17 protein-coding genes are annotated in these 18,247 nt (G+C 70.7%); 13 read left to right on the top strand and 4 right to left on the bottom strand.

Annotated elements, in window-relative coordinates; genetic code table 11:
- Positions 1-119: 119 nt before the first annotated feature.
- Both ROTAS13_RS07125 and ROTAS13_RS27030 read right to left on the bottom strand, forming a co-directional pair.
- A complete protein-coding gene (locus ROTAS13_RS07125) occupies positions 120-878 on the bottom strand; it encodes a DUF4396 domain-containing protein (protein WP_019459384.1) in 759 nt (252 codons plus the stop codon).
- A 194-nt stretch (positions 879-1,072) separates the two neighbouring features.
- Positions 1,073-1,219 carry a hypothetical protein gene (locus tag ROTAS13_RS27030; RefSeq protein WP_019459385.1) on the bottom strand — a complete coding sequence of 49 codons (147 nt, stop codon included), beginning with the start codon at positions 1,217-1,219 and terminating at the stop codon, positions 1,073-1,075.
- Positions 1,220-1,404: 185 nt separating this feature from the next.
- Between ROTAS13_RS27030 and ROTAS13_RS07120 the strand changes: the two genes are divergently transcribed.
- From ROTAS13_RS07120 to ROTAS13_RS07090, 7 genes are all read left to right on the top strand, one after another.
- Entirely contained in the window at positions 1,405-2,949 is a 1,545-nt protein-coding gene (locus tag ROTAS13_RS07120; RefSeq protein WP_202801164.1) for a circularly permuted type 2 ATP-grasp protein, read from the top strand.
- On the top strand, positions 2,949-3,878 hold the full coding sequence (locus tag ROTAS13_RS07115; protein ID WP_019459387.1) for an alpha-E domain-containing protein: 930 nt from the start codon (positions 2,949-2,951) through the stop codon (positions 3,876-3,878). Before ROTAS13_RS07120 ends, ROTAS13_RS07115 begins: the two co-directional genes overlap by 1 nt.
- A gap of 19 nt (positions 3,879-3,897) precedes the next feature.
- Positions 3,898-4,659, top strand: a complete 762-nt coding sequence (locus ROTAS13_RS07110; RefSeq protein WP_019459388.1) for a peptidase — start codon at positions 3,898-3,900, stop codon at positions 4,657-4,659.
- A 143-nt stretch (positions 4,660-4,802) separates the two neighbouring features.
- Entirely contained in the window at positions 4,803-5,513 is a 711-nt protein-coding gene (locus ROTAS13_RS07105) for a transglycosylase SLT domain-containing protein (protein WP_253187642.1), read from the top strand.
- A 105-nt stretch (positions 5,514-5,618) separates the two neighbouring features.
- On the top strand, positions 5,619-6,119 hold the full coding sequence (locus ROTAS13_RS07100) for a hypothetical protein (protein WP_019459390.1): 501 nt from the start codon (positions 5,619-5,621) through the stop codon (positions 6,117-6,119).
- 161 nt (positions 6,120-6,280) lie between these two features.
- Complete coding sequence (locus tag ROTAS13_RS07095) at positions 6,281-7,414, top strand: ligase-associated DNA damage response exonuclease (protein WP_075821932.1); 1,134 nt, start codon at positions 6,281-6,283, stop codon at positions 7,412-7,414.
- The gene (locus tag ROTAS13_RS07090; RefSeq protein WP_075821931.1) at positions 7,411-9,027 is read left to right on the top strand and encodes a cisplatin damage response ATP-dependent DNA ligase; all 1,617 of its coding nucleotides are present in this window, start codon (positions 7,411-7,413) and stop codon (positions 9,025-9,027) included. Before ROTAS13_RS07095 ends, ROTAS13_RS07090 begins: the two co-directional genes overlap by 4 nt.
- 79 nt (positions 9,028-9,106) lie before the next feature.
- Here the strand turns inward: ROTAS13_RS07090 and ROTAS13_RS07085 are convergent, their stop codons facing one another.
- Positions 9,107-9,664 carry a hypothetical protein gene (locus ROTAS13_RS07085; RefSeq protein ID WP_126281949.1) on the bottom strand — a complete coding sequence of 186 codons (558 nt, stop codon included), beginning with the start codon at positions 9,662-9,664 and terminating at the stop codon, positions 9,107-9,109.
- Between the two features lie 328 nt (positions 9,665-9,992).
- Here ROTAS13_RS07085 and ROTAS13_RS07080 point away from each other — a divergent pair, with 328 nt between their 5' ends.
- From ROTAS13_RS07080 to ROTAS13_RS07055, 6 genes are all read left to right on the top strand, one after another.
- On the top strand, positions 9,993-11,204 hold the full coding sequence (locus ROTAS13_RS07080; protein ID WP_019459394.1) for an NADP-dependent isocitrate dehydrogenase: 1,212 nt from the start codon (positions 9,993-9,995) through the stop codon (positions 11,202-11,204).
- Between the two features lie 369 nt (positions 11,205-11,573).
- Positions 11,574-12,479, top strand: coding sequence for an SDR family oxidoreductase (locus ROTAS13_RS07075; RefSeq protein WP_075821929.1), 906 nt, complete (start codon positions 11,574-11,576; stop codon positions 12,477-12,479).
- A gap of 221 nt (positions 12,480-12,700) precedes the next feature.
- Complete coding sequence (locus tag ROTAS13_RS07070) at positions 12,701-14,305, top strand: ABC transporter substrate-binding protein (protein ID WP_075821928.1); 1,605 nt, start codon at positions 12,701-12,703, stop codon at positions 14,303-14,305.
- Between the two features lie 195 nt (positions 14,306-14,500).
- Positions 14,501-15,076 carry a hypothetical protein gene (locus tag ROTAS13_RS07065; RefSeq protein ID WP_058389902.1) on the top strand — a complete coding sequence of 192 codons (576 nt, stop codon included), beginning with the start codon at positions 14,501-14,503 and terminating at the stop codon, positions 15,074-15,076.
- A gap of 183 nt (positions 15,077-15,259) precedes the next feature.
- Positions 15,260-16,372: an FAD-binding oxidoreductase gene (locus tag ROTAS13_RS07060; protein ID WP_019459398.1), complete on the top strand. Its 1,113-nt coding sequence runs from the start codon at positions 15,260-15,262 to the stop codon at positions 16,370-16,372.
- An 85-nt stretch (positions 16,373-16,457) separates the two neighbouring features.
- Positions 16,458-16,724 carry a hypothetical protein gene (locus ROTAS13_RS07055; protein ID WP_058389903.1) on the top strand — a complete coding sequence of 89 codons (267 nt, stop codon included), beginning with the start codon at positions 16,458-16,460 and terminating at the stop codon, positions 16,722-16,724.
- Between the two features lie 4 nt (positions 16,725-16,728).
- On the opposite strand, the gene ROTAS13_RS07050 is transcribed toward ROTAS13_RS07055, so the two are convergent.
- A partial coding sequence (locus ROTAS13_RS07050) for an AsmA-like C-terminal region-containing protein (RefSeq protein ID WP_139323279.1) occupies positions 16,729-18,247 on the bottom strand: 1,519 nt, incomplete at its 5' end.

Raw genomic sequence — 18,247 nt, 5'->3', positions numbered from 1 at the left:
CCCGCGCCAAGCCGTGGCCCAGACACTGGACGAGGCCCTGAACCGGGCGCCGGACCGGGATGCCGGGCCGGCCCCGGACCGCGCCGCGAACCAGACGGCCGGGTGACACGACGCGGGGTTCACATCCGCTCTTTGATGCCGCGCCGGATCAGCCACCAGTTCACCGGATAGGTTGTGGCGAAGCCCACCACCATGGCGCCCTGCATCATCAGCCAATAGGCCCAGGCGGAAGGCTCCAGCCCCGGCAGGGCCTGGGCCGCCAGCGCCATGACCGCGAACATGCCGGCCTGATAGGCCAGCAGGGACAGCGTATCGATCTTCACCGCCGCCACCAGCCCGTCCCGGAGCCCCAGCCCGCGCATCGGCGCGACGGCGAGGTACTGGAACAGGATGCCGAAGAGATAGGCCAGCACGAAGGAAAGCCCGAGTCGGCCGAACAGCAAGGAGCCGAACAGCGTCACCCCGACGGCGGCGGCCAGCCCTTCCGCCAGGATGTCGCCCAGCGCGCAGCCCGCCCCGCAATGCGTGGCGCCCTTGAACACCGCCTGCCACATCGGGCTTCGAGAGGCCCCGTGAGAGCCGTGCCGCATGGCGTGGTGGTCCATCGGGCGGTGTTCCGCCCGCGACCCGCCTGGGGAATGATGCGCGGCGGCCTCCCCGCCCCGGGCCTCTCCCTGCGGCCGCGCCCGCCCGAACCAGCCGTAGAAGACCAGCCCCAAGGGACCCCAGTAGAGCATGGTGAGCGGCCAGACCGCCTCCATCACCCCCATGGGCTGGCGCCGGCCGAGGAGCAGGATGTCCAAGAGGACCGCCAGCGCGGCCAGCACCGACAGGCCGATATGGAGTGCGGCGAGGGTATTCAGCCAGTCCGGGACCACGATGCCTCCTTGGCGTGCCGGAATCTGGCCGTTAGCTCCCACCCCCCAGGGGAAGGTTTCAGGAAGGTTTCAGGAAGGCTTCAGGAAGGTTCCGGGGAGGGTCGCGCGGGGTGGAGCCGCACGGGTGGCCCGGCTGCCCACGAAATGACCGATCTGGCCATGCCGGCGGCGTATGGGCGGCGGGAAGGGCGGGTTCAGTAGCCCTGGATCATCAGCGCCAGTTCCGCCAGACCCCAGGATGCCAGCAGGCCGAGCAGCCCGGCCATGACGGCCTCCTGGAACACCAGCGGCAAGGGGCGGCGGCGGGTCGCCGAGACACAGGGGGGAAGAGGCTGGGCCATGCCCCGATCATGCACGAACAAAACGTGAACACAATGGAAAAATGCCGGAAGGGCACCTGGCCTCCAGCCCGGTTCCCGGCTCCGGAAGCGGCGCCGGGCCGATGATGATGCGAAATATCGTGCTGCCGGCCAGGAACACGCACCGTCCCACTTTTCCGGCACGTGCCTTGCTGTACGCTCATACCATGGTCGCCAAAGCCTTCGACGAAATGAACGCTGACGGGGAGATCAGGCCGCCCTATGCGGGCCTGGCTCGCTACCTCGACAAGCACGGGCCCGGAGCCCTGGACGCCAAGAGACGGGAAGCCGAGGTGCTGTTCCGCCGCATCGGCGTCACCTTCGCCGTCTATTCGGACGGCGGCGACCCCGAGCGGCTGATCCCCTTCGACGTCCTGCCGCGCATCCTCGCCCGCGCCGAGTGGGACCGGCTGGCAGCCGGGCTGGAACAGCGGGTCAAGGCGCTGAACGCCTTCCTGCAGGACATCTACAACGGGCAGCGCATCCTGGAGGAAGGCGTGATCCCCTCCGCGCTGGTGCTGGAGAACGAGGGCTACCGGAAGGAGATGACGGGCTTCACCCCGCCCGCCGGGGTCTGGACGGTGATCTCCGGCATCGACCTCGTGCGCACCGGCCCGGACGCCTTCTTCGTACTGGAGGACAACTGCCGCATCCCCTCCGGCGTCTCCTACATGCTGGAGAACCGGGAGGCGATGATGCGCCTCCTGCCGCAGCTCTGCGCCGCGCACCGCATCGCGCCGGTGAGCCACTACCCCGAGGAGCTGCTGGAAACGCTCAAGGCCATCGCCCCGGAGGATGCCGGCGACAGCCCGACCGTGGTGGTTCTCACCCCCGGCCCCTACAACAGCGCCTATTACGAGCACTCCTTCCTGGCCGACGAGATGGGCGTGGAACTGGTCGAGGGCCACGACCTCTTCGTCAAGGACGACACGGTCTTCATGCGCACCACCGCCGGGCCGCAGCGGGTGGACGTGATCTACCGCCGCGTGGACGACGAGTGGATCGACCCCGAGGTCTTCCGCCCCGACAGCGCGCTGGGCGTGCCCGGGCTGATGCGCGCCTACCGTGCCGGCACGGTGGCGCTGGCCAACGCCCCCGGAGCCGGGGTGGCCGACGACAAGGCCGTCTATCCCTATGTGCCGGAGATGATCCGCTTCTACCTGAACGAGGAGCCGATCCTGCAGAACGTGCAGACCTTCATGTGCTCCCGCGACGATGACCGCGCCCATGTGCTGACCAACCTCGACAAGCTGGTGGTCAAGCTCGCCCGCGGCTCCGGTGGCTACGGCATGCTGGTCGGCCCGCATGCGACCGAGGCGGAGCGCGAGGAGTTCGCCGCGCGCATCCGCGCCCGGCCGGAGGACTACATCGCCCAGCCGACGCTCGCGCTGTCCACCGTGCCGACGGTGACGGAGGATGGCCAGCTCGCTCCCCGCCATGTCGATCTCCGCCCCTTCGTCCTGATGGGCAAGGAGGTCCGCATGGTGCCCGGCGGCCTGACCCGCGTGGCGCTGCGCGAAGGCTCGCTCGTGGTCAATTCCTCCCAGGGCGGTGGCACCAAGGACACCTGGGTGGTCGAGGACCGGATGGTGCAGCAGATGGGGCCGCGCGGCATGACCCAGTCGATGGGAGGCATGACGCAGTCCATGGCGCCGATGCCGCCGCTCTTCCCGCCGCCCGCGCCTCCGGGCGCGACGGAGGATCAGGCCTGATGCTCGCCCGCACCGCCGACAGCCTCTTCTGGCTGGCCCGCTACAACGAGCGCGCCGGCAACCTCGCCCGGGCGCTCGCCTCCAGCCTGCGCATGGCCTCGCTCACCACCATGGACGGGGAGGACGGCGAATGGCGGCACCTCCTCGTCGCCTCCGGCACCGACACCAGCTTTCGCGGCCGCTACGAGGAATGCTCCGGCCGCGCGGCGGTGGAGTGGCTCACCCTCGACACCGGCAACCCCTCCTCCATCGCCTCCTGCCTGGAGGCCGCCCGCCGCAACGCCCGCACCGTCCGCACGGCGCTGACCGTGGACATGTGGGAAGCGGTGAACGACACCTGGATCGCGCTGCACCGCCTGGGCTCGGACGCCGTGCAGGACGACCAGCTCCCCGGATTCCTGGACTGGGTGAAGTCCCGCACCCTGGCCTTCAACGGCGCCGCGGCGGACACCATGCTGCGCGACGACGCCTGGCGCTTCACCCATCTCGGCACCATGCTGGAACGCGCCGACAACACCGCGCGCCTGCTGGACACCCGCCACATCCTCTTCGGCCCGCAGCATCCGGAACACCACCTGCAATGCCAGGCGGTGCTGCGCTCGCTCTCCGCGCTGCGCGCCTACCAGTACATGTACCGCTCGCGGATCGAGCCTTCCCGCGTCGCCGAGCTCCTGCTGCTGCGGCGGGAGATGCCGCGCTCGCTGCGCTTCTGCTACATGCGGCTCGACCGTACGCTGGCGGATATCGAGGCGGAGGAGACGCTGATCTGCGGCGATTGCCGCACCATCTCCTCGGGCCTTCTCGCCCGCGTCAGCGGCAGGCCGGTCGCGGACATCCTGACGCCCGGACTGCACGGCTTCCTGACCGCGGCGATCAACGAGCACACCCGTCTCGGCGCCGAGATCAGCCGCTGCTTCCTCAACGGCTGATCCGGAAGGACGCGGGAGCATGACCTATTGCGTCGGGCTTTTCCTCCGCCAGGGGCTGGTCATGCTCTCGGACACCCGCACCAATGCGGGCGTCGATAACATCGCCACCTTCTGCAAGAACTACGCGGTCAGCGTGCCGGGGGAGCGCATGCTCTGCCTGCTTTCCTCCGGCAACCTCGCCATCACCCAGGCGGTCTGGAACCGGCTGCAGGAAGGCGTCTTCCTGGAGGGCCAGCGCCAGACCCTGCTCACCGTCTCCTCCATGTTCCAGGCGGTGCAGCTGGTCGGCGCCGCCGTCCGCGCCATCTACGCGACGGACGGGCCCAGCCTCTCGGCGCACCGGGTGGGCTTCTCCGTCTCCCTGATGCTGGGCGGGCAGATCGCGGGCGGCCCGATGCGGCTCTACCTCGTCTATGCCGCCGGCAACTTCGTCGAGGCCACGCCCGACACGCCCTTCCTGCAGATCGGCGAGACCAAGTACGGCAAACCCATGCTGGACCGGGTGCTGACGCACGAGACCGGACTGGTGGACGGCATCAAGCTGACCCTGATCAGCATGGACGACACGCTGCGCTCCAACCTCACCGTCGGCCTGCCGCTGGACCTGCTGGTCTATGCGGAAGGCAGCCTGCGGATCGGGCTGCAACGCCGGATCAACGAAGACGACCCCTATTTCCGTGCCCTGCGCGAGAACTGGTCCAGCCGCCTGCGGGACACCTATGCCAGCCTGCCGGTGCCGGACTGGCTTCCAACCGGCGAGCCGCCGCCCATCCCGAGCTGAGGCGCCACGAGGCTCCCCGGGCGCGCGGCAGCTTTTCTTCTTTGTTTCGCAACCACCGGCTGCTAGGGCGAAAGGTGATGACGCCCGCGAGCAGCCAGCCGACGCCTCCGCGCCGGCGACGAGACGCGGCGTTCCCGAGCGGTATGCCGCGGAGCGCCCATCACGCCAGGATCGAGGGACGATCCCTGGCCCCCCGAGGCAGCGGCCTGAAGGCCCGCGGTGCCCTGGCGCTCGCCAGCGGATTGCTGCTGGCCGCGCCGGCCGCCCAGGCGAGGCCGGCGGACAGCAAGCCGCCCCGGTCGGAACGCCCGGTGCGGGAAACCGGAGGCAGCCCGCGCGCCGCCTGCCTGTCGGCGGCACGGGAGGCGGAGGCCCGGAACGGCCTCCCTCAGGGCCTGCTGGTGGCAGTGGCGCTGGCGGAGTCCGGGCTGCACGCCTATGCGCTGAATATCGGCGGTCGCTCCTATTTTCCCGATACCTCCGAGGCCGCCCGGCGCCTCGTGGCCGGCGCCCGCCCCGGCCAGCCCATCATGGCCGGCTGCGTGCAGGTGAATGCCCGCGTCCATGCCGCGCGCTCCGACTGGCCGCTCGACCCGGCCCGCGCCACCGACTGGGCGGCCCGCCATTTGCGCGCCAAGTACGAGAGCACCGGCGACTGGGGTGATGCGATCCGGGCCTGGAACGGCGGCAGCCCCCGTACCCGGGACGAGCTGGTCTGCCGCGTCCAGGCGAAGCTGCAGGTGGCGAACCCGGCCTCCCGCCTGCTGGAGCGGGAGCAGTGCGGCACGCGTTTCGCCCGGGACCGCCGCAGCGGTGCGGCGCTGCTGGAGGTAGCCGAGGCGGGGGATCGCTGAACCCATGGCCGCCTTGCGGGAAGATTACGAAAACCACCAAGGATTTTCTCGCATAAAGTGTTAATCATGCCCTTCCAGACAACCTGGAATGGGCAAGATACCCGAATGCATGATTCCAGTTGGATCCTGTCGCTCTTCGGCGCCTTTGTGCTCGGCTGGCTGGCGCTGCTGGGTTTGCGTATCCGACGCCCTGTCACGCTGAAAGCCGATGGCCAGGGCAGCATGGTTTCCGGTGGCCGCCTGCGCACGACCGCGACGCCCTTCGACGATTCCGAGCCCCAGGGCACGCTTCTGGCCGACCATCTCGAACTGCCCGTCGTGCTGCACTATGCGCGCCCCTCCGGGGCCGTGGATGTGGTGGAAGCGCGGATCGGGCGGCTCTTCGGCCATCACGATGGCAAGGGCCTCCGGATCGGCAGCCTGCAGACCCTGCCCGACCAGCCGAAGGGCTTCCGCCGCAACCTGCAGTTCTACCGGCTGCGAGGGCTGGAGGACCCGGCCACCGGGGTGGTGATGGTCGGCGATGCCGACAAGGCACACTGGCTGGCGCAGAAGGCAGGGCTGCTGAAGCCTGCCCGGGAGGCGGCTGCGGTCCGGCCGGGATAGGGCCGCCTTCGCGCATCGCCGCCTCGTTCCGGCATCCCCACCGGGCGCGACCGCGCCCCGGCCCTCCCTTCCTCCTGGCATCGCCCGGCCCGCTGTGGCGTTGTCCCCTCTCTGCCAGGACGGGCCGCCGCGTGAATTCCCCACCCCACCCCGAAAGCTGGATGCGCGTTACCCCGCTGGGCCTCTATTGCGAGCCCGGCGATTTCCATATCGACCCGTCACGCCCCGTCCCCCGCGCGGTGGTCAGCCACGGCCATGCCGACCATGCGCGCCCCGGCCATGGTGCCGTGCTTGCCACACCGGAAACCTTGGCGATCATGGAATCCCGCTTCGGCGAGGGGAATGCGGGACGCGAGCAGCAGGCGCTGGGCTATGGCGAAGCCCTGACCCATCGCGGCGTGCGCGTCACCCTGGTCCCGGCCGGTCATGTGCTGGGCTCGGCGCAGATCGTGCTGGAATGGCAGGGCAGCCGCATCGTCGTCTCCGGCGACTACAAGCGCCGCCACGACCCGACCTGCGCGGGCTTCGAGCCGGTGACCTGCGACGTCTTCGTCACCGAGGCCACCTTCGCGCTGCCGGTCTTTCGCCATCCCGACGCCTCGCACGAGGTCGCCCGGCTGCTGAAGAGCCTCGCCCTCTTTCCGGAGCGCGCGCATGTCGTCGGTGCCTATGCGCTGGGCAAGACGCAGCGGATCATCGCCCTGCTGCGCCAGGCGGGCTACGACCGGCCCATCCACCTGCATGGCGCGCTGTGGAACCTCTGCGCCCTTTACGAGCGCCTTGGCATCCCGCTCGGCCCGCTGGAGCCGGTGCCCAAGGGGCTCAAGCGTGGCCATCCGCCGATCCTGGCCGGCGAGATCGTGCTGGCCCCTCCCTCGGCCGAGGCCACGCCCTGGTCGCGCCGCATGGCCGATCCGGTGACCTGCGCCGCCTCGGGCTGGATGACGGTGCGCCAGCGCGCCCGGCTGCGCGGCGTGGAACTGCCGCTGATCATCAGCGACCATGCCGACTGGGATGAATTGCTGGCCACCTGCGCCGAGGTCCAGGCCCCCGAGGTCTGGGTCACCCATGGGCGCGACGACGCGCTGATCCATGCCCTGTCGCTGCGCGGCGTGCGGGGTCGCGCCCTGCACCTGATCGGCCGCGAGGAGGATGACGACGCCCCGGAGGCTGCCCCGCCGGAGGAAGGCGCGCCGTTGGAAGGCGCCCCGGAAACGGTCCCGCCGGAGACAGCTCCACTGCCCGCGGGTGGCGGCTTCGGCACGGATGCCTCGCCCGGGGATGTGGCCCGATGAGCCTGCCCGCCTTCGCCGAGCTGCTGGAGCGCCTGGTCTTCACCCCGGGCCGTCTCGCCAAGCTCGCCCTGATCCGCCGCTGGTTCGACGAGCAGCCCGATCCCGAGCGCGGCGTCGGCCTCGCCGCCCTGACCGGGGAACTGGTCTTCAGCGCTGCCAAGCCCTCGGTGATCCGCGCCCTGGTGGCGGAGCGCACCGATCCCGTGCTCCTCGCCCTGTCGCAGGACTATGTCGGCGACTTCGCGGAGACGGTGGCGCTGATCTGGCCCGAAAGGCCCGGCACCAACGCGTCGCCGCCGATGCTGAGCGAGGTGGTGGAGGGGCTGGAGCTCGCCACCCGCGCCGAGGTGCCGCGCCTCATCGAGACCTGGCTCGACAGCCTCGACAGCAACGGGCGCTTCGCCCTGATCAAGCTCGTCACCGGCGCCCTGCGGGTCGGCGTCAGCGCCCGCCTCGCCCGCGTGGCGCTGGCCGAATGGGCCGGCCGGGGCGTGGAGGAGATCGAGGAGGTCTGGCACGGCGTCGCCCCGCCCTACATCCCGATCTTCCGCTGGCTGGAAGGGCGCGAGCCGAGGCCGGATCCTCGGGATGCCCCGGTCTTCCGCCCGCTGATGCTGGCCCATCCCCTGGAGGAGGCCGATCTCGGCGCCATCGAGGCCGCGCCGGAGGACTGGCGCGCCGAGTGGAAATGGGACGGCATCCGCGTGCAGCTCGCCGCCAGCCCAGGCGGCGTCCGGCTCTGGTCCCGCACCGGCGAGGATGTCTCGGGCGCCTTTCCGGAACTGCTGGAGGGCCTGCCTTTCCACGCCACGCTGGATGGCGAGCTGCTGGTGGTGCGCGACGGCGTCGTCGCCCCCTTCGCCGACCTGCAGCAGCGGCTGAACCGCAAGGTGATCACGCCGAAGATGCAGCGCGACTTCCCGGTCGCCGTGCGCCTCTACGACCTGCTCGTGGATGGCGCGGAGGACCTGCGCCCCCTGCCCTTCGCCACGCGGCGCGGCCGGCTGGAGGAATGGTTCACCCGGCACCGGCCGCCAGGGATGGACCTGTCGCCGCTGATCGCCTTCTCCTCCCTGCGCCACCTGGCCGAGCTACGCGAGGGCGCCCGCGCCGCCTCGATCGAGGGGCTGATGCTCAAGCGCGCCGACAGCCCCTATGTCGCCGGCCGCGTGAAGGGGCTGTGGTGGAAGTGGAAGCGCGCGCCGCTCACCGTGGATGCCGTGCTGATGTATGCCCAGCGCGGGCATGGCAAGCGGTCGAGCTACTATTCGGACTACACCTTCGGCCTCTGGCGCGCCGCGGAGGACGGGACGGAGGAGCTGGTGCCCGTCGGCAAGGCCTATTCCGGCTACACGGACCAGGAACTGGTCTGGCTCGACCGCTGGATCCGCGAACACACCACCGGACGCTTCGGCCCGGTGCGGGAGGTGGAGAAGGCGCTCGTGCTGGAGGTCATCTTCGACGCCGCGCAGCTTTCGGGCCGCCACCGTTCCGGCGTCGCCATGCGCTTCCCCCGCATCGCCCGCATCCGGCGCGACAAGCCGGCCGTGGAGGCGGACCGGCTGGAAACGCTGCTGGCCATGGTGGAGAACCGGACCGAGACGGTGGACTGATCCTCGCCGTGCGCTGGCGAAGCCGGGGCGTACCAGGGCGCCAGCAGGGGCTCCGGCACGCGGCCCAGGCGGATGCGGCTCAGCGCAACCCGCTCTTCTTCTCCACCACCAGCGGCACGCGCGTGCCGGTGGGCGGGTTCAGAGCCGCCGTCCCCTCGATATCATCGTCGCGGCGTTCTTCCCGCCCCGTCGGCGCGCCCAGGTCGGCGGGGTCCGGCGTCCCGGCGGTGGCGGCGGCCAGGGCGGCCATTTCCGCCGGCGAGAGGCCGCCCGTTTCGCCCTGCGGCACGTAGTCCTGCCAGCCCGCGCCTCGCCACTCGCGGCGGCGGTCCTCCAGGTCCGCCGCGCCATGGTCACGCAACACCGCCATGGCATGGTCGGCCTCCGCATCCTCCAGCTCGGCGGTGAGCACGATGCCGCCACGGCGGATTCCCTCCGAATAGGCGTGGCGCTCCTCGTCCGGCATGAAGAGATGGCGCAGCGAGGCCCAGAAGCCTTCCTCCTCCGCCGCATCCGCCCCGTCGGCGGCGTGCACGGCGATGCGGCGGCGGTCCAGCCCGTCCTGCTGCACCAGATGCTCGATGACCAGTTCGACATCCTCACGCCGGTCGAACAATCCCGACACGATACGGGCCATGCTGGTGTCTCCCCTGGGGCATTTCCCGGCGGTCCGGGCGTTCCGGCCGGAGGCGCGGGCGATGTTCCCCGCGCGGCCCCGTGCCACATGCCGGGGGAAACGGCCGGCCCGCGCCGTCAGTTGCGGCCCATGATCACGGCATGGCGGCCGGATGGCGGGAGCGCCTGCCATATCCGCGAACGGCGCCTGCCATATCCCATGGGGGCCTTGCCCCGGGGCGGGGCCGATGCGAATGTCCGCGCCACCCTCCCGCCCTCCCGGCAGGCCGCGGCCCTGCGCCGTGCCCCGCCCCAGGGCGGCCCGAACCCGCTGCCGGAGAGGATCCGCAATGGCCAAGATCAAGGTGAAGAACCCCGTCGTCGAGCTCGACGGGGATGAGATGACCCGCATCATCTGGGGGTTCATCAAGGACCGCCTGATCCTCCCCTATCTCGATATCGACCTGAAGTACTACGACCTCGGCATCGAGTACCGCGATCAGACCGACGATCAGGTGACGGTGGACGCCGCCAACGCCATCAAGCAGTACGGCGTCGGTGTGAAGTGCGCGACCATCACCCCGGACGAGGCGCGGGTGAAGGAGTTCGGCCTGAAGAAGATGTGGAAGTCCCCGAACGGGACCATCCGCAACATCCTCGACGGCACCATCTTCCGCGAGCCGATCATCTGCCAGAACGTGCCCCGCCTGGTGCCGCACTGGAGCAAGCCGATCGTGGTCGGCCGCCATGCCTATGGCGACATCTACCGCGCCGTCGAGATGAAGGTGCCCGGCCCCGGCAAGGTCACCATGACCTACACGCCCGAGGGCGGCCAGCCGCAGGAGATCGGCGACTTCCCGTTCAAGGGAACGGGCGTCGCGATGATGCAGCACAACCTCGGCTCCTCGATCGAGGGCTTCGCCCGCGCCTCCTTCAACTACGGCCTGGCGCGCAACTTCCCGGTCTATCTCTCGACCAAGAACACGATCCTGAAGGCCTATGACGGCACCTTCAAGGACACGTTCCAGACGATCTTCGAGAACGAGTTCAAGGCCGAGTTCGATAAGCGCGGCCTGACCTACGAGCACCGGCTGATCGACGACATGGTGGCCGCCGCGCTGAAGTGGGAAGGCGGCTATGTCTGGGCCTGCAAGAACTACGACGGCGACGTGGAGTCCGACATCGTGGCGCAGGGCTTCGGCTCGCTCGGCCTGATGACCTCGGTGCTGCTGGCGCCGGACGGCAACACCGTGGAATCCGAGGCCGCGCACGGCACGGTGACGCGCCATTTCCGCGAGCACCAGAAGGGCCGCGACACCTCCACCAACCCGATCGCCTCGATCTTCGCCTGGACGCGCGGCCTCGCCTATCGCGGCCGCTTCGACGGCACGCAGGACCTGGTGGACTTCGCCAACGCGCTGGAGCAGGTCTGCATCGAGACGGTGGAATCGGGCCACATGACCAAGGACCTCGCCATCCTGATCGGCAAGGACCAGCCCTGGCTGAACACCCAGGCCTTCCTCGCCAAGCTGGACGAGAACCTGAAGAAGAAGATGGGCTGATCCGGCCCCTCCTCGCCGGAACAGAAAGGGCGGGCGCCTCCGGGTGCCCGCCCTTTTCCGTTTCCGGGGCGGCTGCCGGGCGGGATGAAGCCTTCTTCCATCGCGTGACCGGGGCGCCCGCGCGGAAGGCGGTCCGCCACGAGGCGGGCGGGACGGGATCGGCGCTCCTCCTCCCCTGGCATGGCGGCTCTCGCCTCACAATCGGCTTAGAATCGCTCCCCTTTCCCGCCCTCGCCCGATCCCGCGGCAACAGGACGTGCCGCCAGCCGTTCATGCCCTGACGGCGCGGCCGCTCCATCGGGCCCGCGGCAGGCATCCTCGTCGGCCACGCCCTGCATCCGCGCCCCTTCCGGAAAGGACGACCAGTTCATGAGCACGAACGGCCACGATCCCTATGCGATGCGCGATCCACGCCAGCAGTATCCGCGCCCGCCCTTCCCGAAGCAGCCGCAGAACGCGCCCGGCGAGCTCCACCGCATGGAACCGATGCCCGACCATGGCGAGAACAGCTATCGCGGCAGCGGCCGCCTGCCGAACCGCAAGGCGCTGATCACCGGTGCCGATTCCGGCATCGGTCGCGCCGCTGCCATCGCCTTCGCGCGCGAGGGTGCCGATGTCGCCCTGGGCTACCTGCCCAGCGAGGAAACGGATGCGCGCGAGGTGGCGAAGCAGATCGAGGCCGCCGGCCGCAAGGCCGTCCTCCTGCCGGGGGACGTGTCCGACGAATCCTTCTGCGAGAAGCTGGTGTCCGATGCCGTCGCGCAGCTCGGCGGGCTGGACATCCTGGTCAACAATGCCGGCAAGCAGACCGCGGTGAAGGCCATCGCCGACCTGCCCACCGAGCAGTTCGACGCGACCTTCAAGACCAACGTCTATGCGATGTTCTGGATCACCAAGGCAGCCCTGCCGCACATGCCGCCCGGGGCCGCCATCATCAACACGACCTCGATCCAGGCGATGAACCCCTCTCCTGCACTGCTGGACTACGCCCCCACCAAGGCCGCGATCATGAACTTCACCAAGGCCCTGGCGAAGCAGGTGGCCGAGAAGGGCATCCGCGTGAATGCCGTGGCCCCCGGCCCCTTCTGGACGCCGCTGCAACCCTCCGGCGGCCAGCCGCAGGAGAAGATCGAGGAGTTCGGCGGCCAGACCGTCTTCGGCCGCCCCGGCCAGCCCGCGGAGCTCGCCCCCGCCTATGTGCTCCTGGCCTCGCAGGAAGGCAGCTTCATGACCGGCGAGGTGATCGGCGCCACGGGCGGCAGCACGCCGTTCTGATCCGGGCTGCCCCGAAGGGCCACCCCGGAGGGCCGCCGCCGGTCGCGGCGACCCTCCGGAGGCATCGCCGCTGCCGTCGCGATCTTCCGGATGCAGCCGGCGGCGTCGCCAACGGGGAAGAACCGCCGCCCCGCCCCCTTTCCTCCCTGTCAAAGCGTGGCACTGTGCGCGTCTTGCGCCGCCCGGCCGGGCGGCCCTTCCGAGCCCAGGATGATTGCCCCATGAAGCGCCGCGACCTCGCTTCCGCCTCCCTTGCCCTTCTGGGTTCCCCGCTCCTCGCCCGCCATGCCCTGGCCCAGGGGGCTGCTGGCTCCGGCGAGGGCAAGCCGCTGGTCATGGCCATCGGCGGCGCGATCAACTCGATCGACCCGCATTTCTTCTCCGCCACGCCCAACCACACCGTCGCGAACCACATCTTCAGCCGCCTGATGGAACGCGACCGCAAGGGCAACCCGGTCCCCGGTCTGGCCCTGTCCTGGACGCCGGTCTCGGAGACCGAGTGGGAGTTCAAGCTCCGCCCTGGAGTGAAGTGGCATGACGGGCGGGATTTCACGGCCGACGACGCGATCTTCACCTTCGCCCGCGCCCGGGACGTGCCCAACAGTCCCGGTGGCCTGGGCCCCTATCTCTCCTCCATCGCCGAGGCGAAGGCGCCAGACCCGCTGACGCTGCGCGTCACCACCAGGGGTCCGGCACCGCTCCTGCCGCGCCAGTTGCAGCAGGTCCATATCGTTTCCCGCCATGTCGGGGAGGGCGCGACCACGGACCAGTACAACAGCGGCAAGGCCGCCATCGGCACCGGTCCCTACAAGTTCGTCCGCTACGTGCCCGGGGACCGGCTGGAGCTGGTGCGCAACGAGGAATACTGGGGCCCGAAGCCGGAATGGACCCAGGTGACCCTGCGGCAGATCACCAATCCCGGCGCCCGCGTCGCGGCGCTGCTGTCGGGCGATGTCGGCATCATCGACACGCCGCCGGCCAGCGACCTGCCGCGCCTGCGCAACTCGCCCCAGGTGACGGTGGAAACGGCGCCCGGCCTGCGTCTGATCTACCTGGGCCCCGACTTCTCCCACGCCACCAACCCGCCCGAGGTGACGACCAAGGACGGCAAGCCCTTCGAGAAGAGCCCGCTCCTCGACCTGCGGGTGCGGCGGGCGCTGAACATCGCCATCAACCGCCAGGCCCTGGCCGAGCGGGTGATGCAGGGCATGGCTGCCCCCACCGGGCAATGGATGCCGCAGGGCAGCTTCGGCTACGCTCCCGGCGTGCCGGTGCCGCCCTATGCGCCGGACGAGGCGCGGAAGCTGCTGGCCGAGGCTGGCTTCCCCGAGGGCTTCCGCATCGCCCTGCGCACGCCCAACGACCGCTACCCGAACGATGCCGAAACGGCGCAGGCGGTGGCGCAGATGTGGACGCGGATCGGGGTGCAGACCCGCATCGAGGCCATGCCCTGGAGCGCCTATGTCCCCCGCGCCACGCGGCAGGAATACTCCATGTGCCTTTGGGGCTGGTCGAGCAGCACCGGCGAGGGCAGCAACGTCATGAACAGCGTGCTCAGCACCTACAACAAGGAGAAGGGCCGCGGCTCCTCCAATGACGGCCGCTACTCCAATCCGGAGTTCGACGCCCTGACCGATGCGGCGCTGTCCACCATCGACGACACGAAGCGTGAGGTCCTGATCCAGAAGGGCGTGGCCATGGCGATGGGCGACGTGGCGCTGATCCCGCTCTTCATCCTCACCTATGCCTGGGCGACGCTGAAAGGCCTGGCCTATGCGGCCGGGTCCAGCGAGATGACCCTGGCCATGGATGTGCGCTCCGCCTGATCGACAGGGAGGGGCCTCTCGGCCCCTGCCCTCTTCTTGGTGCTGATTTTCGATTGCAAATCACAGCAAATACACAACCTGTGATTTATTTTATCGCAGTTTGATGCCCGCCCACCTGTTCATGCGCTTTTTTGATCCTGTCTTGTAAAATAAAGCTAACATCGTAACATCGGCTCCGGGGGAAGGATCAAAAGCATGAACTCTTCGCTGTTGCTGGTCGCCGTCCACTTCTTGCCGGAAATTTCCCGTGCCGTGGCACACGCCCAAGGGAGCGAGACAGCACGCCAGGTGACGCGCGTGGTCCGCGCCGTCGCCGGCACGCGCAATCCTTTCCTGGCGCTGCGAAGGATCGAGGCCGATATGGGCCGGGCCGCCGCCCTGCGGATCCGCCTCGCCTCGATCGCCTGCGACCGCGAGATCGCTCTCGCCGAGAGTCGTCACCGGGCCCGGAAGGGACAGGCCGACACGCGCCATTCCTTCCCGGGCCGTGCCCATGCCGTCGGGCTGGCGCTGACCCTCGGCGCCGGCTTCCTGTCGATCTTCGCGCTCGGCCTCGGGCGGAGCCAGGCGGCGCTCGCCGCCCCGCGCCTGGCCGGGCCTGTCGCCAGCAGCCTGCTGCTCGCCGCCATGCTGATCGCCGCCCTCGGGATCACGACGCATCCCGATGGTTCCGAGGAGATGGCGGTGCTCGCCCCGGCATCACAACCGGCCGACGCGCTGATCCTGCAATCGGAGCCGGCGCCGAAGGCCGAGATCATGCGCCCGGCCTGATCCGGCCCGCCGCGCCATCCACCGGGCGGCTCCACGATACCGGGCAGCTTGTCGCCACCGGCATCCACGCAACGAAACTTGTCTCCCTCCGTATCGACGGATGAGCCAGGGCGGTATTGTCCGCGCGGCGGCCTTTCCCGTCGTCGGCCCCGCCGCCGGGCCACCCGGATCTGGAGTAGCTTCATGCGCGTGATTGTCGTCGGGGCTGGCATCCTGGGCTCCAGCCTGGCCTATCACGCGGCGCGCGAGGGTGCCGAGGTGATCCTCCTCGACCCCATGGTGGAGGGCCGCGCCACCGCGGCGGGCGCCGGCATCATCTGCCCCTGGGCCAGCCGCGTCACCGATCCGGACTGGTACCGGCTCTCGGGCGGCGGGGCACGCTACTATCCCGCGCTGGTGGAGCGGCTGGCCGAGGATGGTGAGACCCAGCTCAGCTATCGCCGCGTCGGCGCGCTCTGCGTGCCCGGCGACGAGGGCGGCCTGGACGAGGCCGAGGCCCGCACCCGCATCCGCGCCGAGGACGCCCCGGAAGCGGGAGAGATCACCCGCCTGATGCCGGACGAGGCACGCGCCCTCTTTCCGCCACTGCGCCCTGGCCTCGCCGCCCTGCATGTCGGCGGCGCGGCGCGGGTGGATGGCCGGCTGCTCGCCACCGCCATGCTGCGCGCCGCGGAACGGCACGGGGCGCAGATCCACCGCTTTCCCGTGGCGGCGCTCCAGGCCCGGGACGGTGCCGTGCGCGGCGTGACGCTGGAGAACGGCATGGCGCTGGAGGCAGACGAGACCGTGCTCGCCGCCGGGGCCTGGGCGCCGCCGCTGCTGGCCCCGCTGGGGCTGGAGTTGGCGGTGCAGCCGCAGCGCGGCCAGATCCTGCACCTGCGCCTGCCGGGGGTGGACACGCGGCACTGGCCGGTGCTGCTGCCGATGAGCAGCCATTACCTGCTGGCCTTCGACGACAGCCGCGTGGTGGTCGGCGCGACGCGCGAGACCGGCTCGGGCTTCGACCACCGCTTCACCGCCGCCGGCATCCGGCAGGTGCTGGACAATGCGCTGGGCGTCGCTCCCGGCCTCGCCGACGCCACCTTGCACGAGATGCGGATCGGCTTCCGCCCCATGGGGCCGGATATCCGTCCCCTGCTTGGCCGGGCGGCGGGGCTGGAGGGCCTCGTCATCGCCAACGGGCTCGGCGCGGGCGGGCTGACCATGGGCCCCTATGCCGGCGCCCTGCTGGCGCAGCTCGTCCTGACCGGCCGGACGGAGATCCCGCTGGAGCCCTACGACCCGCTGCGTCGCTGATCCCGCCCCGGCGTCCCGGTCCGGTGGGGAAACCCGCCTCGCCGGCCTCGCGTTTCCTTGGCTGCAAGGCTGGGAGAACCCGCAGATGATCGACGAGAAGTTCGCCAACCGTGAGGACCGCCCCTTCCCCACGGACGACCCGATCCAGCAGGACCCGACGATCCGCCGTCAGGCCCATGGCCGCAAGGCCGCGAAGCGTGGCGACGATCCCGCTGCCGGCACCGCCGCCGAGCCGGTCTCGCCGGGCGAGTACCAGGCCGGGGATACCAGCGAGCTGGCCCAGGCTCTCGGCGGCCCGGTGGACATCTCGCCCATCCGCGGCCGCCGGATGATCGAGCGCGAAGAGGAGTAGTCCCCTACAGGCCCCGTTCCGCCCGCCAGAGCAGCCAGGGTGTGAGTTCCGGCACGCGCTTCGGCGCGGCGGCAGGGCCGGCCAACCGCAGCCGCACCTCCGGCCCGTCCGGGATGCGGAGGCTCACCCCCAGGTCCAGCATCCGCCGCGTCAGGTCGATCTCACCCCCCAGGCCCAGCAGCAGGTCCGTGGCCGAGACCTCGCCCGACACGATCCGGGCGCGCCCGTCCTGCAACCGCAGGGCCATGGTCAGACGGCTGAAGGGCGTCTCACCCCCGGCCAGTGCCTGACGCAGCCTCGCCTCCGCCTGGGCGCCCGGGGCCCTGGCCGCCTGAAGGGCCGCCTCGCCATCGATCCCCAGCAGCACCCCCTGGCGCAGTTCCAGGCTGCCCTCGCCGCCCAGCGTGGCCAGCATCGCCGAGGGGCTGCGGCCCTGGGCGGACAGGCGGAAGACCGCATCCCCCATCCCGTCCCGCAGGTCGAGCGGCCAGCCCGTCAGCGTCCCTTCCAGCGTGGTGCCGGCGACCCGCCCCTGGAGCTCCACCTGCGGCACATCCTCCGCCGCATGCAGCACCAGCCGGCCCGAGGCATCGCCGCCCCGCAGCCGGCCGCGCGCGACATCGACTTCCAGCAGGCCGTCCAGCAGCCGCACCGTGCTCTCGCTGTCCTCCAACAGGGGGCCGCCCCAGGGACCGATCCGGCCGGCGGCCACGGCCACATCCAGGTCCAGCAGCCGCAGAGGGTCCAGCGGCAGCGGCCGCGCATCTAGCACCGGCGCCGGCAAAGGCAGATCCTCCGCCACAAGGCGACCTGTCAGGCGCGGGCGGATGGCCCCCGCCTCGCCACCCGCGAGGGCCAGGGAAAGCTGCCCGCCCGTGCGCAGGGTGCCCGCCACCAGGTCGAAGCGGTCGCTCGACACGCCCTGTGGCCCGGCGGTGAAATTCGCGATCAGCGACATAGAGCCCTGGCCCAGCCAGCCCTCCGCGCCCTCCCAGCCGGTGAGGTCGCGCACCAGCCGTGGCACCCCGGGATGCCGCAGGGTGACATAGCCGGCCAGCTTCCGCTCCGGCAGGTCCAGCACCCCGCTGCTGTCCAGCCGCAGGTCGGACCAGTCGCCCTCCAGCCGCAGGCCCAGCGCATCCAGCGGGCCGCCGCCGGAAAGGCGCAGCGTCAGCGGCGCCCCGGCCAGCCGCGTCCCATCCGGCCAGCTGCCGGGCAGCGCCGCGAAGAGCGGGCGCGGGTCCGGCGCCGCCACCTCCAGCATCAGGTCCGACAGGCGCGGCTGCGCGCCCAGCATCGCCACGCCGGAGGCCGTGACATCCGCCCCCGCCACCCGGCCGGTGAACTGGCGCAAGGTCAGCCGCCCGGCCTCCAGCGCCGCGTCGAGCCCGGCGCGTTCCGCCGTCACCCCGCGCAGCCGCACCCGGTCGGCGGCAAGGCGCAGATTGGCGTCGAAGCCGCCCAGCTCGGCCGAGAGCGCCTCCCAGCTCCGCCCCGGCGCCAGCAACCCATCCAGGTCGAGG

It is taken from the genome of Roseomonas sp. TAS13 (assembly GCF_001950415.1).
Classification (GTDB): domain Bacteria; phylum Pseudomonadota; class Alphaproteobacteria; order Acetobacterales; family Acetobacteraceae; genus Roseomonas; species Roseomonas mucosa.
The sequence above is the reverse complement of the archived record's forward strand: the minus strand, read 5'-3'. Positions and strand labels throughout refer to the sequence as shown.

Bases quoted from the DNA above. Each gene is read 5' to 3' on its own strand.
- ROTAS13_RS07115 (WP_019459387.1), top strand. From the start codon at position 2,949: ATGCTCGCCCGCACCGCCGACAGCCTCTTCTGGCTGGCCCGCTACAAC.
- ROTAS13_RS07100 (WP_019459390.1), top strand. From the start codon at position 5,619: ATGCATGATTCCAGTTGGATCCTGTCGCTCTTCGGCGCCTTTGTGCTC.
- ROTAS13_RS07065 (WP_058389902.1), top strand. From the start codon at position 14,501: ATGAACTCTTCGCTGTTGCTGGTCGCCGTCCACTTCTTGCCGGAAATT.
- ROTAS13_RS07080 (WP_019459394.1), top strand. From the start codon at position 9,993: ATGGCCAAGATCAAGGTGAAGAACCCCGTCGTCGAGCTCGACGGGGAT.
- ROTAS13_RS27030 (WP_019459385.1), bottom strand. From the start codon at position 1,219: ATGGCCCAGCCTCTTCCCCCCTGTGTCTCGGCGACCCGCCGCCGCCCC.
- ROTAS13_RS07075 (WP_075821929.1), top strand. From the start codon at position 11,574: ATGAGCACGAACGGCCACGATCCCTATGCGATGCGCGATCCACGCCAG.
- ROTAS13_RS07070 (WP_075821928.1), top strand. From the start codon at position 12,701: ATGAAGCGCCGCGACCTCGCTTCCGCCTCCCTTGCCCTTCTGGGTTCC.
- ROTAS13_RS07085 (WP_126281949.1), bottom strand. From the start codon at position 9,664: ATGGCCCGTATCGTGTCGGGATTGTTCGACCGGCGTGAGGATGTCGAA.
- ROTAS13_RS07055 (WP_058389903.1), top strand. From the start codon at position 16,458: ATGATCGACGAGAAGTTCGCCAACCGTGAGGACCGCCCCTTCCCCACG.
- ROTAS13_RS07120 (WP_202801164.1), top strand. From the start codon at position 1,405: ATGGTCGCCAAAGCCTTCGACGAAATGAACGCTGACGGGGAGATCAGG.
- ROTAS13_RS07105 (WP_253187642.1), top strand. From the start codon at position 4,803: ATGCCGCGGAGCGCCCATCACGCCAGGATCGAGGGACGATCCCTGGCC.
- ROTAS13_RS07110 (WP_019459388.1), top strand. From the start codon at position 3,898: ATGACCTATTGCGTCGGGCTTTTCCTCCGCCAGGGGCTGGTCATGCTC.
- ROTAS13_RS07090 (WP_075821931.1), top strand. From the start codon at position 7,411: ATGAGCCTGCCCGCCTTCGCCGAGCTGCTGGAGCGCCTGGTCTTCACC.
- ROTAS13_RS07060 (WP_019459398.1), top strand. From the start codon at position 15,260: ATGCGCGTGATTGTCGTCGGGGCTGGCATCCTGGGCTCCAGCCTGGCC.
- ROTAS13_RS07095 (WP_075821932.1), top strand. From the start codon at position 6,281: ATGCGCGTTACCCCGCTGGGCCTCTATTGCGAGCCCGGCGATTTCCAT.